This is a genomic window from Streptomyces sp. SCL15-4 (genome assembly GCF_033366695.1).
Lineage (GTDB): Bacteria > Actinomycetota > Actinomycetes > Streptomycetales > Streptomycetaceae > Streptomyces.
Window position 1 is genome coordinate 7020120 of sequence record NZ_JAOBTQ010000001.1, and the last position, 13675, is coordinate 7033794.

The window sequence follows — 13675 nt, forward strand, 5'->3', positions numbered from 1 at the left end:
TGCTTGGGTCCTCCACTCCTGCCGATCCACTCCGTCGACCGGTCATCCGGGCGGCGGCAGGACTCGGCGTCCGCCCGGATCGCCCCGCCGCGGTGGCGGGGGCTTGTCGTCAGACAGGGATCTTGGCTCAGATCTGTCTGAAAATCCCAACGGAATCGGGGATTTGTGGCGTTACTCACCACTCACCCGTTCGGGTGGACAGTGGTCCGTTCGAGGCCCCGTCAGATCATCGTCGTAGCCCCGGACCTGGGCAGATGTGTCTCCGTGGTGACCCATGGACCCATGCCTTGCGCAACTCGGGAGACCCGGAATCCGATCGGGATGTACACCGGTCGGCGGTACGTCGTTCGGGCCGTTTCAACTCCGGTCCGAACGACGCGTGTCGACGCGGCGGCGCCGTCGGGCCGGACCGGCGTCCGCCTCAGCCGACGCCGTCCGGCGGGAGCGCGACGCGAGCGGCCCGGCGCTCGCCGTCCAGCACCCGCAGTGCCCGTGCCAGCGTGTCCCCGTGCAGCTCCGTCTCGCCCCGCTCGTGCATCAGCGCGAGCGCGTCCCGCAGCTCTGCCGCCTTGCGCACCAGGGCCTGGGCGGCGCGCAAGGCGCCGTAGGAGGGTCCGTGCCGGGCCGGATTGACCCGGCCGAGCAGGTCGACGGCCTCCAGATAACGATCGATCAACTCGCCCTCGGCGCGGGTCAGCGCGGGCAGCGGCGGCAGGTCCGGCAGCACGGGCGGCTCACCTCGCCTCCGGTGCGCCGGGCGTGTCGCGGCGGGCGGGCACGACGGCGTCGACCAGGCCGTACGCCAGCGCCCCGGGAGCGTCCAGGATCAGGTCGCGTTCCAGGTCCTCGTGGACCCGCGCGGCCGTGCGCCCCGTGTGCCGGACGAGCATCTCCTCCACGGTGGCGCGGACCCGGGCCAGCTCGCCGGCCCGGACCAGCAGGTCGCCGGGCCGGCCGCGCACCGGCTCGGACAGCGCGGGCTGCCGGATCACGGCCCGGGCGCCGGGCAGCATGAACCGCTTGCCCGGGGCGCCGGCCGCGAGCAGCACCGCGGCGAAGGCGGCGGCCTGCCCCAGGCAGTAGGTCGCCACGTCGCAGCTGACGTAGCGCATCGTGTCGTAGACCGCCGCCATGGCGTCGAAGGAGCCGCCGGGCGAGTTGACGTACAGCGTGATGTCCCGGTCCGGCGCCTGGTGCTCCAGATACATCAGCTGGGCCGTGACGTCGCTCGCCGCCGCGTCGTCGACCGCTGTGCCGAGGAAGACGATCCGGTCCTGGAAGAGCCGCGCGTACGGGTCCAGGGTGCGCACCGTGCCAGCGGTGCGCTCGGTGAACTCGGGCAGGACGTGCCGGGCGGACGGTCGGTGCATGGACATACGCCTCCTCTGACGAGGCCCCGATGGGCTCGACTTCTGTACAGAATGTACAGTACGTACGCCACGTTATGATGGGGGCATGGCCTACGAGATTCCGGTGACGCAAGCCAGGGCTGAACTCGCCGACCTGATCAACCGCGTGGTGTACGGCGGTGAGCGCGTCGTCGTGACCCGGCACGGCAAGCCGCTGGTCGCGCTGGTCTCGGCCGCCGACCTGGAGCGGCTGGACGCGCTGGACGAGGCGGGCGAGACGGGCGAGGAGCGCGTCGTCAGCTCCGTCTCGGCGGTCGGCGGGGCCGGTGCCGTGCCGCGCGAACGGCAGCGCTTCGGGATAGCGGCGGAGCACCGCCGGCCGGACGCCCCCTGAGCCCGCTCCCGCCTCCGCGGGAGAGCCCGCCCGTTGTCTCTGCGGCATCCCATGACGCGGTCATGCACCGGCCAAAGTCTGGTTAACGTCGTTGAAACTCCGGCGTTCTAGCCTGCCCATCCACGCCATCTGGGGTTTTTCTGCCCGGGATTGAGGACGATCCGGGGATTTGTCTGTGTGTTACACCTATCCCCGTCGTGGTGGCTGCGGCGACCGGACCCCGCACGGTCCGGAGCAAGGACAATGAGGTGGGACGTGCAACTGACCCCGCATGAGCAGGAGAGGCTGCTGATCCATGTGGCGGCCGACGTCGCCGGGAAGCGCAAGGCCCGCGGGCTCAAGCTCAATCACCCCGAGGCGGTCGCCCTCATCACGTCGCACATCCTGGAGGGCGCGCGCGACGGCCGCACGGTCGCCGAGCTGATGTCCTCCGGCCGGAAGGTCCTGACCAGGAACGACGTCATGGACGGGGTCGCCGAGATGATCCATGACGTGCAGGTGGAGGCCACCTTCCCGGACGGCACCAAGCTCGTCACCGTCCACGAACCGATCATCTGAGGCGGCCCGCGGTGATTCCCGGAGAGATCCTGTTCGCGGACGGCCCCGTCACCTTCAACGACGGTCGTGACGTCACTCGTCTGACGGTGCTCAACGCCGCCGACCGGCCGGTCCAGGTCGGCTCCCACTACCACTTCGCCGAGGCCAACCCCGGCCTGGACTTCGACCGCGCCGCCGCCCGCGGCAGGCGCCTTAACGTCGCCGCCGGCACCGCCGTCCGCTTCGAGCCCGGCATTCCCGTCGAGGTCGAGCTGGTGCCGCTGTCCGGCGCCCGGATCGTGCCCGGGCTGCGCGGCGAGACCGGAGGTGCCCTCGATGCCTGAGATCGCCCGCGACGCCTACGCCGACCTGTTCGGCCCCACCACCGGCGACCGGATCAGGCTCGCCGACACCGATCTGCTGATCGAGATCGAGGAGGACCGCTCCGGCGGTCCCGGCGCCTCCGGCGACGAGGCGGTCTTCGGCGGCGGCAAGGTCATCCGCGAGTCCATGGGCCAGTCCCGCGCCACCCGGGCCGAGGGCGCCCCCGACACCGTGATCACCGGCGCCGTCGTCGTCGACCACTGGGGCATCGTCAAGGCCGACGTCGGCATCCGCGACGGCCGGATCACCGCCCTCGGCAAGGCCGGCAACCCCGACACCATGGACGGTGTCCACCCCGACCTGGTCATCGGCCCCGAGACCGAGATCATCGCGGGCAACGGCCGCATCCTGACCGCCGGCGCCATCGACGCCCACGTCCACTTCATCTGCCCCCAGGTCGCCGACGAGGCGCTGGCCTCCGGCATCACCACCCTGGTCGGCGGCGGCACCGGCCCCGCCGAGGGCTCCAAGGCCACCACCGTCACCCCCGGCCCCTGGCACCTGGCCCGGATGCTGGAGGCGATGGAGGCCTACCCGGTCAACGTCGGCTTCCTCGGCAAGGGCAACACCGTCAGCCACGCGGCGATGCTCTCCCAGATCCGCGGCGGCGCCGTCGGCCTGAAGCTGCACGAGGACTGGGGTTCCACGCCCGCCGTCATCGACGCCGCGCTCACCGTCGCCGACCGCACCGGCATCCAGGTCGCCATCCACACCGACACGCTGAACGAGGCGGGCTTCGTCGGCGACACCCTCGCCGCGATCGCGGGCCGGGGCATCCACTCGTACCACACCGAGGGCGCCGGCGGCGGTCACGCGCCCGACATCATGACCGTGGTCTCCCAGGCCAACGTCCTGCCCAGCTCCACCAACCCGACCCGGCCGTTCACCGTCAACACCACCGAGGAACACCTCGACATGCTGATGGTGTGCCACCACCTCAACCCGGCCGTCCCCGAGGACCTGGCGTTCGCCGAGTCCCGGATCCGGCCGTCCACCATCGGCGCGGAGGACGTCCTCCACGACCTCGGCGCGATCTCGATCATCTCCTCCGACTCCCAGGCGATGGGCCGCGTCGGCGAGGTCGTCCTGCGCACCTGGCAGACCGCGCACGTCATGAAGCGCCGGCGGGGCGCGCTGCCCGGCGACGGCCGCGCCGACAACCACCGGGTACGGCGCTATGTCGCCAAGTACACCATCAACCCGGCGCTCGCCCAGGGCCTCGCCGCCGAGACCGGCTCCGTGGAGAGCGGCAAGCTCGCCGACCTGGTGCTGTGGGAGCCCGCGTTCTTCGGGGTCAAGCCGCTGCTGGTGATCAAGGGCGGGCAGATCGCCTACGCGCAGATGGGCGACGCCAACGCCTCCATCCCCACTCCGCAGCCGATCCTGCCCCGCCCGATGTACGGCGCCATCGGCCGGGCCCCGGCCGCCAACTCGGTCAACTTCGTGTCCGGTCTGGCGCTCGAGGACGGGCTGCCGGAGCGCCTCGGGCTCGGCAAGCGGTTCGTGGCGATCGAGTCCACGCGCGCGGTCACCAAGGCCGACATGCGGGAGAACGACGCCCGGCCGGACGTCCGGATCGACCCCGACAGCTTCGCCGTGCACATCGACGGCGAGCTGGTGGAGGCCACGCCGGCCGCCGAACTGCCCATGGCCCAGCGCTACTTCCTCTTCTGACGGGCGTTTTTTCCGATGACACGGGCAGCACTGCTCGTCCTGGCCGACGGCCGCTTCCCCGCCGGAGGGCACGCGCACTCCGGCGGGGCCGAGGCCGCCGTCAAGGCCGGACGCATCACCGACGCCGCGAGCCTGGAGGAGTTCTGCCGGGGCCGGCTGCACACCACCGGGCTGGTCGCGGGCGCGCTGGCGGCGGCGGCCGTCCTCGGCTGCGACCCGCGCGAGCTGGACGCGGCGGCCGACGCGCGCACCCCGTCCCCGGCCCTGCGGGCCGCCGCCCGGCGCCTGGGCCGGCAGCTGCTGCGGGCCGCGAGGGCCGGCTGGCCGTCGGCCGAACTCGACGCACTGGCGCGGGAGTTCCCCCGAGGCGCGCATCAGCCGGTGGTGCTCGGGACGGCGGCCCGGGCGGCCGGACTCGCACCGCAGGACGCGGCCTACTGCGCGGTCTACGAGAGCGTGAGCGGGCCGGCGACGGCCACCGTGCGGCTGCTGAGCCTCGACCCGTTCGACGCGACGGGCGTGCTGGCCCGGCTGGCGCCCGAGCTGGACCGTGTCGCGGACGCGGCGGTGGAGGCGGCACGGGCGGTGGCAGCCGAGGGGGCCGACGCGCTGCCGGCCGCTTCGGCACCGCTGCTGGAGGTCATGGCCGAGGCCCACGCGGCGTGGCCGGTCCGGCTGTTCGCGTCATGAGCCCGCCCGCCCGGCCGAAGAGCAGTCCCGTCCCCCCACCGGTCCCAGGCCTCTCGCACAAGGAGCCGTCCATGCATCTCGACCACTCCCACTCCGCCCCCTCCGCCGTCAGCGCGGACGCCCACCGCCCGGACGGGACCCGCCGTGCCCTGCGCGTCGGGCTCGGCGGGCCCGTCGGGTCCGGAAAGACCGCCACCGTCGCCGCCCTGTGCCGCGCGCTGCGCGACGAGCTGTCCCTCGCGGTCGTCACCAACGACATCTACACCCGCGAGGACGCCGAGTTCCTGCTCCGCGAGGCCGTGCTGCCGCCCGAGCGGATCACCGCCGTGGAGACGGGCGCCTGCCCGCACACCGCGATCCGCGACGACATCTCCGCCAACCTCGAAGCGGTGGAGGACCTGGAGGACGCGGTCGGCCCGCTGGACCTCATCCTCGTGGAGTCCGGCGGCGACAACCTCACCGCCACCTTCTCCAAGGGACTCGTGGACGCGCAGATCTTCGTGATCGACGTGGCCGGCGGCGACGACATCCCGCGCAAGGGCGGCCCCGGCGTCACCACCGCCGACCTGCTCGTGATCAACAAGACCGACCTCGCCCCGTACGTCGGCTCCGACCTCGCCCGGATGGCCGCCGACGCCAAGGCGCAGCGCGCCGAACTCCCGGTGATCTTCCAGTCGTTGCGCGGCGAGGCCGGGGTCGCCGACGTGGCCGCGTGGGTGCGGGGGCGGCTCGCCGCGTGGGCGGCATGACCGTCGCCGGGGTCCGGGCGAGGGCCCGGATCGTGGCCCGCGCCGACGGGCGCGGCGGTACGGCCCTGCCCGTCCTGGACGGCGAGGGCCCGCTGGCGCCGCGCCGCACCCGGTCCGCCGGTTCCTGGGCGAAGGTCGTGCTCGTCGGCGCGATGAGCGGACCGCTCGGCGGCGACCGCTTCACCCTCCGGGCCCGGGCGGAGGAGGGTGCCCGGCTGCACGTCGGGTCGGCCGCCGCCACTCTCGCCCTGCCCGGCCAGGCCAAGGACGAGGCCCGGTACGACGTCCGGCTCGACGTGGCCGACGGTGCCGAACTGCGCTGGCTGCCCGAGCAGTTGATCTCCGCCCACGGCAGCGACCTGTACGTCACCACCCGGGCCGAACTCGGCGCCGGCGCCCGGCTCGTGCTGCGCGAGGAGCAGGTGCTGGGCCGGGCCGGGGAACAGTCCGGGCGGCTCACCAGCCGGCTGACCGTCCGGGTGGCGGGCCGGACCGTGCTGGACCAGGAGCTGGCCTGCGGACCCGGCGCACCGGGCGGCTGGGACGGCCCGGCGGTGCTGGCCGGCCATCGGGCGGTAGGCCAACTGGTTGTCGTCAGACCGGAGTTCGCGACGGACCCGCCGTCCGCGCGGATGCTCGGCGGGTACGCGGCCCTCGTCCCGCTCGCGGGCCCCGCGGCGCTCGTCAGCGCGGTGGCCCCCGACGCGTTGAGTCTGCGCCGGACCCTGGACGGGGTACTGGCCGAACTCGGCTGACCCGCGCCCCGAAAGGCACGGTGAACGGCGCGACCTGCCACGACGAGCGCCGCGGACCGGCGACGGCATGACGCGGCCTCATGGCGTGACGCTTCCCTCAACGGGACATGATCATCCGGTTATCGGATTGGTAAAGATGCCCGGCAAACCCTGTCCCCGGCTGCCTCACAGCCGAGAGGATCCCCGTCTGACCACTCGCATCGAGGTAGGGGGAGGGGCCCACGTGAGGGACAACAGACCGAAGAGCCGCCTGCTGGCACTCGGTTCCGCCGGAGTACTCGTCACCGCCACACTGATCGCCGGCGCCGTGTCGGCGCCCGTGGCCGGTGCCGCCTCCCGGCCCGCACCGGACCGGGAGGCCAAGGGCGCCGAGACAGCCGCCGCCCGGGCCGCCAAGGCGGGCATCAAATGGCAGGACTGCCCGGACGACTGGGGGCTGGAGAAGCCCATCCAGTGCGGCTGGGTCAGCGTGCCGCTCGACTACGCCCACCCCTACGGCAAGCAGATCAAGCTCGCCGTGGACCGCATCGGCAACACCGGCACCAAGAAGGAGCGCCAGGGCGCGCTCGTCTACAACCCCGGCGGCCCCGGCGGCTCCGGTCTGCGCTTCCCGCGCCGGGTCACCACCCACAACGCCATCTGGGCGAACGCCGCCAAGGCCTACGACTTCGTCGGCTTCGACCCGCGCGGCGTCGGCCACTCCACGCCCATCTCCTGCGTCGACCCGCAGGAGTACGTCAAGGCGCCCAAGCCGGACCCGGTGCCGGACAGCGAGGCCGACAAGACCGCGCAGCGCAAGCTGGCCCGCGCGTACGCGGAGGGCTGCGCCGAGCGCAGCGGCGCGATGCTGCCGCACATGACCACCCCCAACACCGCCCGCGACCTGGACGTCATCCGCGCCGCGCTCGGCGAGAAGAAGCTCAACTACCTCGGCGTCTCCTACGGCACCTACCTCGGCGCCGTCTACGGCACCCTCTTCCCGGGCCACCTGCGCCGCATGGTCGTGGACAGCGTGGTCGACCCCTCCCGCGAGAAGATCTGGTACCAGGCCAACCTGGACCAGGACGTCGCCTTCGAGGGCCGCTGGAAGGACTGGCAGGACTGGGTCGCCGCCAACGACGCCGCCTTCCACCTCGGCACCACCCGCGCCGCCGTCCAGGCCAAGTGGCTCCAGCTGCGCGCCACCGCGAAGAAGCACCCGATCGGCGGCGTCGTCGGTCCCGCCGAGCTGACCTCCTTCTTCCAGAGCGCGCCGTACTACGACTCCTCGTGGGTGCCGGTCGCCACGGTCTTCAGCAAGTACGTCGCCGGTGACACCCAGGCGCTGGTCGACGCCGCCGCCCCCGACCTGTCGGACACCGCGGGCAACATCGCCTCCGAGAACGGCAACGCCGTCTACACGGCCGTCGAGTGCGCCGACGCCAAGTGGCCCACCAGCTGGCAGAAGTGGAACCGGGACAACACCCGGCTCCACAAGGACCACCCCTTCCTGACCTGGTCCAACGCCTGGATGAACCTGCCGTGCGCCACCTGGCCGGCCAAGCAGCACACCCCGGTCGACGTCACCACCCACAAGGGCCTGCCGAAGGTGCTGATCGTGCAGTCCACGCGGGACGCCGCCACCCCGTACGGCGGTGCCGTCGAGCTGCACAAGCGCTTCAAGGGCTCCCGCCTGATCACCGAGAAGAACGCGGGCTCCCACGGCGTGACCGGCCTGGTCAACCCATGCGTCAACCAGCGTGTCGACGCCTACCTGCTCAAGGGCGCGCTGGACGGCAAGGACGTGACCTGCGCCCCGCACGCCACGCCCAAGCCGTAACCGCAGCACCACGCCGACCAGGGGCGGCCGGAAGCTCCGGCCGCCCCTGGCCTATGCCGCGTACCAGGCGTCCTCCGCCGCGTAGTCGAACAGGTCCGGATACGCCCGCGCCAGCAGCGGGAACGCCTCCCGCCAGTCCCGCCCGCGCAAGCTCCCGGCCAGCCACTCCACCGTCCGTGGCAGGCTCTGCTCGTACGACACCACCGGCCGGTAGCCCAGCTCCCGCGCGGCGGCGGACATGTCGTACACCACCGGCAGCGGCACCGACCACGGCGTGCGGCCCACCGAGCCCACCGGCGGACCGTCCAGGCACACCGTCCGGGTCGTGGCCCCCATCACCGCGTCGACCGCCGCGCCGATGCCGGCGGCCGTCGGCGCCTGCTCGTCACAGGCGTTGAGCACCCGGGAGCCCGGCCGGGCCGCCGCCAGCCGCACCAGCTCGGCGAGGGTGCGGGTGCTCGACGGATGGAACCGGCTCTCTCCCCGGTACGCCAGCACCCGCCGCCCGCGCCCGTCCAGGTTCCGCTTGACGAAGTACAGCTCGCGCGGCAGCGGGCTGTACGGCCCGTGCACCGCGCCCGCCCGCAACACGGTGACCGGCAACCTCCCGCCCGCCGCCAGGAGTTCCCGCTCCAGCGCGGCCTTGCGGGTGCTGTAGGTGGCCTCGCCCGGCGCGACCGTCGGCTGGGTCTCGGGGATCGGCACCGGGTACACCGGGAAGCCGTCCGGCTCGCCCTGGGTGTCGAAACCCCGCCCGGCGCCGTCCTCGTACACGGCCACGCTGGAGATCACCACCGCCGAGCCGATCCGGTCCGCGAGAGACGTCAGCTGCCGGCCGTGCCCGGCGTCGTAGGCGACCACGTCGACCAGCAGCTCGCAGCCGTCGCCCACCAGCGCGGCCAGGGCGTCGCCGTCGGCGCGGTCCAGCCGGGCCGTTTGCACCCCCGCGTCCCAGCCCGCGTCCCGGCTCCCACCGCGCGAGGCCGCCGTCACCGCCCAGCCGTCCCGGGACAGCGCGTCCACCACCGGGCGGCCGATCTGCCCGGCCGCCCCGATCACCACAGCTCTTCTCATGCCGCGAGCGTAGGCACGCCCGCCGGCGCCGGGCGGGCCTTCTGCCGACGGCAGAGGTCAGCCGAGCGGGGCCCGGGGGAACCTGCGCGCCCTCGCGGCCTGGCGCTCCTTGACGACGGCCGCGTACTCGTCGACGTACTCCTGCCCGGACAGGGTCAGGATCGCGTGGACGATCTCGTCGGTGACCGCCCGCAGCACCGCCTTCTCGCCTTCCATTCCGGCGTAGCGGGAGAAGTCCAGGGGCTCGCCGAAGCGGATCGTCACCGGACGGATCCGCGGCACGACCCTGCCCGGCGGCTGGGCCTCGAACGTGCCGATCATCGCGCAGGGCACCACCGGCACGCCTGCCGTCAGCGCCATCACGGCGACCCCGACCTTGCCCTTGTAGAGCCTGCCGTCGTGCGACCGCGTGCCCTCCGGATAGATGCCGAGCAGCTCGCCCCGGCGCAGCACCCCGAGGCCCTCGCGGATCGCCGCCCGCCCCGCCTCCTTCCCGGAGCGGTCCACCGGGATCTGCCCGGCGCCGCGGAAGAAGAACGCGGTGAGCCGGCCCTTCAGTCCCGGACCGGTGAAGTACTCGGCCTTGGCGAGGAAGGTGATACGGCGTTTCAGCACCGCCGGCATCAAGAAGTGGTCGGAGAACGACAGATGATTGCCCGCGATGATCGCCGGACCCGACGCGGGCACCCGCTCCAGCCCCTCGATCCGGGGCCGGAAGACCAGTCTGAGCAGTGGACCCAGCAGCACGTACTTGAGGAGGTTGTAGAACACGGCTCGCCTCACTCCGTCAGGCCGGCGGCGCACCGGCGGCGGTGCGGCACAGGGGCCGGACGGCCGGCCCGAGCGCCCCTTGTCCTCATCTGCTGCCCCGTTCCCCGCGACCAGTACCGCGCCGCGCGGCGTACACCGTCCGGTCGCCCGCGCGCCGTGCCGCCCGACCAGGCGCGCGGACGGTCGGCGGGCCTCGTCCGCGCGCCGTCGCACGCCCCCGTACGATGACCCCATGCACGCCACCGGACAGCACCTTCGGCGACCGCTTCGGCGGTACCGCCCGCTGTTCGTGCTGGCGGTGCTGGTCGGGCTGCTGGGCATGCACGCCCTCGCGCCCGGCGGCGGTGCGGGGCACGCGGAACACGCCCGCGGCGCGCACATGACGGCCGCGCTCGGCGCCGTCGACGACTGTCCGGGCGGCGACGGCCACGGCGGCGGCCACCGGCTGCACCACGCCGACCCCAGCTGCGCCTCCGGCGCGCCGGACGACGGGCCGCAACTGCCCGCGCCGGCCCCGGACCCGGTGACCGGCCCGGCCCCGGTCCGCTGCCCGCTCGCCGCCCGCGCCACCGCGCCGGACGGCGCCCGCGCCCCGCCCGACCTGGCCGAACTCCAGCTCCTGCGGATCTAGAGGCCGCCCCGGCCGCGCCCGCCCCGCCGCACGCGGGGCCCGCGGCCGTGCGCACGCGTGCCTCACATCCCTTTCGAGCAGCAGGAGTTCTCCGCATGACCACCCGTACCCTGACGCGCCGCGCCGCCCTCGCCGTCGTCGCGCTGACCTCCGCCCTCGTCCTGGCCGCCTGCGGCGGCGACGGCGACGACAGCGACCACGGCGGCACCGGCCACACCGGTCACGGCGCCTCGGCCGCCTCCGCCGCGCCGAGCGCGTCGGCCGGCGCGCACAACGCCCAGGACGTCGCCTTCGCGCAGGGCATGATCCCGCACCACCGGCAGGCCCTGGAGATGGCCGGACTCGCCGCCGGCCGCGCCTCCTCGGCGCGGGTGAAGGACCTCGCCGCCCGCATCGAGAAGGCGCAGGACCCCGAGATCCGCACCCTGACCGGCTGGCTGAAGTCCTGGGGCGAGCAGGTCCCGATGGCCGGCATGGACCACTCCGGTCACGCCGGGATGACCGGGATGATGAGCGAGGCCGACATGGCCGCTTTGAAGAAGGCCACCGGCAAGGACTTCGACACCCGGTTCCTGTCGCTGATGGTCGAGCACCACCAGGGCGCCGTCGAGATGGCCACCACAGAGAAGCGGAAGGGCCGCTCCGGCGACGCCAAGGCCATGGCGGACGCCATCGTCACCGCGCAGGACGCCGAGATCAAGGAGATGAAGCGGCTCCTCGGCGCCGGCTGACACGAGGGCGGGGGCCGGTAGCGTCACCGGTCCCCGCCCGCGCGTGCCTCAGGCGAGCACCTTCTCCAGCGCGCCCAGCGCCGACCGCAGTTCCTCCGCCGTGACGGTCAGCGGCGGCGCCAGCCGGATCGTGGAGCCGTGGGTGTCCTTCACCAGGACCCCCTCGCGCATCAGCCGCTCGCTGATCGCCCGGCCGGTGCCGAGCGCCGGGTCGACGTCCACACCGGCCCACAGCCCGCGCGCCCGGAACCCGGTCACGCCCCGGCCCACCAGCTCCGTCAGCCCGTCCCGCAGGATCACCCCCAGCTCGGCCGCCCGGCGCTGGAACTCACCCGTCTCCAGCAGCCCGACCACGGCCGTGCCGACCGCCGCGGCCAGCGGATTGCCGCCGAACGTCGACCCGTGCTCACCCGGGTGCAGCACCCCCAGCACCTCGCGCCGGGCCACCACCGCCGACACCGGCACGATGCCGCCGCCCAGCGCCTTGCCGAGCAGCAGCAGGTCCGGCATCACGTTCTCGTGCTCGACGGCGAGGGTACGGCCGGTGCGGCCGAGGCCCGACTGGATCTCGTCCGCGATGAACAGACAGCCCGTGCGGCGGGTCAGCTCGCGCACCCCGGCGAGATAGCCGTCGTCCGGCACGATCACACCCGCCTCGCCCTGGACGGGCTCGATCAGCACCGCCGCCGTGGTGGCGTCGACGGCCGCCTCCAGCGCGGCCAGGTCGTTGTACGGCACGACCTTGAAGCCGGGCGTGAAGGGGCCGAAGCCGGCGCGGGCCGTCTCGTCCGTGGAGAAGCCGACGATCGTCGTCGTCCGGCCGTGGAAGTTCTCCGCCGCGACCACGATCGTCGCCCGGCCGGCCGGCACGCCCTTCACGTCGTACGCCCACTTGCGGGCGACCTTGATGCCGCTCTCCACGGCCTCCGCGCCGGTGTTCATCGGCAGCACCATGTCCAGCCCGGTCAGCTCCGCGAGCCGCTCGGCGAACTCGGCCAGCCGGTCGTTGTGGAAGGCGCGGGAGGTCAGGGTGAGCCGGTCGAGCTGGCGGTGGGCGGCGTCGATCAGCGCCGGGTGCCGGTGGCCGAAGTTCAGGGCCGAGTAGCCGGCCAGCATGTCGAGGTAGCGGTTGCCCTCCACGTCCTCCACCCAGCTGCCCTCGGCCCGGGCCACGACCACGGGCAGCGGGTGGTAGTTGTGCGCGAGCACCGGTTGCTCCGCGCGGATCAGCTCGTCGGACGTACGGGGGCGCGCGGGTGCGGTCATCAGCGGATCTCCTGGGTGCAGCACTTGATGCCGCCGCCGGCCTTGTGCAGCTCGGACAGGTCGACGGGGACGGGGACATAGCCGTGGCCGGCGAGGCGGCCGGCGAGCGCCTCGGCCCGTGGGGCGATGAAGACGTGCCGGCCGTCGGACACGGAGTTCAGGCCGAACGCCAGCGCGTCCGCGCGGGTGGCGAGCACCGCCTTCGGGAACAGCCGCCGGAGCACTTCCCGGCTGCCCGGCGAGAACGCCTCGGGGTAGTAGCAGATGTTGTCGTCGTCGAGCGCGAACAGCGCCGTGTCCAGGTGGTAGAAGTACGGATCCACCAGCCTGAGACCGATCACCGGCCGGCCCAGGAACTCCTGCGCCTCCCGGTGCGCCTCGGGCGTGGTGCGGAACCCGGTGCCGGCGAGCACGTACCGGCCCGTCCACACCAGGTCGCCCTCGCCCTCGGCCACCGACTCGGGCCGGTACACGTCGTAGCCGGCCGCCTTGAACCAGGTGTCGTAGTGCTCCGATTCCGGGCGTCGCTGACGGGCGTGGAAGAGGGAGCCGAAGACCCGGCCGCCGACCACGAAGGCCGCGTTGGCGGCGAACACCATGTCCGGCAGGCCGGGGACCGGCTCCACGCGCTCGACGGTGTGATCGTGATCCTCGTACGCGCGGACCAGCGACCGCCACTGCTCGCGGGCCAGATCCACGTCGACGGGCCGGCCGGGGTGCATCCAGGGGTTGATCGCGTACTGGACGGCGAAGTGTCTGGGTTCGCAGACGAGGAATCGCCGGGGACGCGGCACACAACGTTCGGTCACAGAGGGTGCCCTCCGCTTTCCTGTGTGTCACTGAGGGGGTGA

General features: G+C 73.4%; 16 protein-coding genes. 10 read left to right on the forward strand and 6 right to left on the reverse strand.

Annotated features, from left to right (window positions below):
- Positions 1-421 precede the first annotated feature (421 nt).
- Positions 422-727 carry a hypothetical protein gene (locus SCK26_RS31595; RefSeq protein ID WP_318204747.1) on the reverse strand — a complete coding sequence of 102 codons (306 nt, stop codon included), beginning with the start codon at positions 725-727 and terminating at the stop codon, positions 422-424.
- Between the two features lie 7 nt (positions 728-734).
- Positions 735-1370, reverse strand: a complete 636-nt coding sequence (locus SCK26_RS31600; RefSeq protein WP_318204748.1) for an ATP-dependent Clp protease proteolytic subunit — start codon at positions 1368-1370, stop codon at positions 735-737.
- Positions 1371-1455: 85 nt separating this feature from the next.
- On the opposite strand from SCK26_RS31600, the gene SCK26_RS31605 reads away from it, so the two are divergent.
- From SCK26_RS31605 to SCK26_RS31640, 8 genes are all read left to right on the forward strand, one after another.
- Positions 1456-1743, forward strand: coding sequence for a type II toxin-antitoxin system Phd/YefM family antitoxin (locus SCK26_RS31605; protein ID WP_318204749.1), 288 nt, complete (start codon positions 1456-1458; stop codon positions 1741-1743).
- Between the two features lie 255 nt (positions 1744-1998).
- Positions 1999-2301 (forward strand): urease subunit gamma, encoded by a 303-nt coding sequence (locus tag SCK26_RS31610; RefSeq protein WP_318204750.1) that lies wholly within the window; start codon positions 1999-2001, stop codon positions 2299-2301.
- Between the two features lie 11 nt (positions 2302-2312).
- A complete protein-coding gene (locus tag SCK26_RS31615) occupies positions 2313-2624 on the forward strand; it encodes an urease subunit beta (RefSeq protein ID WP_318204751.1) in 312 nt (103 codons plus the stop codon).
- Positions 2617-4338 (forward strand): urease subunit alpha, encoded by a 1722-nt coding sequence (locus tag SCK26_RS31620; protein ID WP_318204752.1) that lies wholly within the window; start codon positions 2617-2619, stop codon positions 4336-4338. Before SCK26_RS31615 ends, SCK26_RS31620 begins: the two co-directional genes overlap by 8 nt.
- 15 nt (positions 4339-4353) lie before the next feature.
- Positions 4354-5028, forward strand: coding sequence for an urease accessory protein UreF (locus SCK26_RS31625; RefSeq protein ID WP_318204753.1), 675 nt, complete (start codon positions 4354-4356; stop codon positions 5026-5028).
- 71 nt (positions 5029-5099) lie between these two features.
- Positions 5100-5777 carry an urease accessory protein UreG gene (ureG, locus tag SCK26_RS31630; protein ID WP_318204754.1) on the forward strand — a complete coding sequence of 226 codons (678 nt, stop codon included), beginning with the start codon at positions 5100-5102 and terminating at the stop codon, positions 5775-5777.
- A complete protein-coding gene (locus tag SCK26_RS31635) occupies positions 5774-6532 on the forward strand; it encodes an urease accessory protein UreD (RefSeq protein ID WP_318204755.1) in 759 nt (252 codons plus the stop codon). Before ureG ends, SCK26_RS31635 begins: the two co-directional genes overlap by 4 nt.
- A gap of 223 nt (positions 6533-6755) precedes the next feature.
- Positions 6756-8351, forward strand: a complete 1596-nt coding sequence (locus SCK26_RS31640) for an alpha/beta hydrolase (RefSeq protein WP_318204756.1) — start codon at positions 6756-6758, stop codon at positions 8349-8351.
- A gap of 51 nt (positions 8352-8402) precedes the next feature.
- On the opposite strand, the gene SCK26_RS31645 is transcribed toward SCK26_RS31640, so the two are convergent.
- Entirely contained in the window at positions 8403-9425 is a 1023-nt protein-coding gene (locus SCK26_RS31645) for an NAD-dependent epimerase/dehydratase family protein (RefSeq protein ID WP_318204757.1), read from the reverse strand.
- Between the two features lie 57 nt (positions 9426-9482).
- The gene (locus SCK26_RS31650; protein WP_318204758.1) at positions 9483-10196 is read right to left on the reverse strand and encodes a lysophospholipid acyltransferase family protein; all 714 of its coding nucleotides are present in this window, start codon (positions 10194-10196) and stop codon (positions 9483-9485) included.
- A 232-nt stretch (positions 10197-10428) separates the two neighbouring features.
- On the opposite strand from SCK26_RS31650, the gene SCK26_RS31655 reads away from it, so the two are divergent.
- Together SCK26_RS31655 and SCK26_RS31660 are read left to right on the forward strand one after the other, a co-directional pair.
- Positions 10429-10827: a DUF6153 family protein gene (locus SCK26_RS31655; RefSeq protein ID WP_318204759.1), complete on the forward strand. Its 399-nt coding sequence runs from the start codon at positions 10429-10431 to the stop codon at positions 10825-10827.
- 95 nt (positions 10828-10922) lie between these two features.
- The gene (locus SCK26_RS31660) at positions 10923-11558 is read left to right on the forward strand and encodes a DUF305 domain-containing protein (protein ID WP_318204760.1); all 636 of its coding nucleotides are present in this window, start codon (positions 10923-10925) and stop codon (positions 11556-11558) included.
- Between the two features lie 48 nt (positions 11559-11606).
- On the opposite strand, the gene rocD is transcribed toward SCK26_RS31660, so the two are convergent.
- Positions 11607-12824 carry an ornithine--oxo-acid transaminase gene (gene rocD, locus SCK26_RS31665; protein ID WP_318204761.1) on the reverse strand — a complete coding sequence of 406 codons (1218 nt, stop codon included), beginning with the start codon at positions 12822-12824 and terminating at the stop codon, positions 11607-11609.
- On the reverse strand, positions 12824-13633 hold the full coding sequence (gene ddaH, locus SCK26_RS31670; RefSeq protein ID WP_318204762.1) for a dimethylargininase: 810 nt from the start codon (positions 13631-13633) through the stop codon (positions 12824-12826). Before ddaH ends, rocD begins: the two co-directional genes overlap by 1 nt.
- Between the last annotated feature and the right edge of the window lie 42 nt (positions 13634-13675).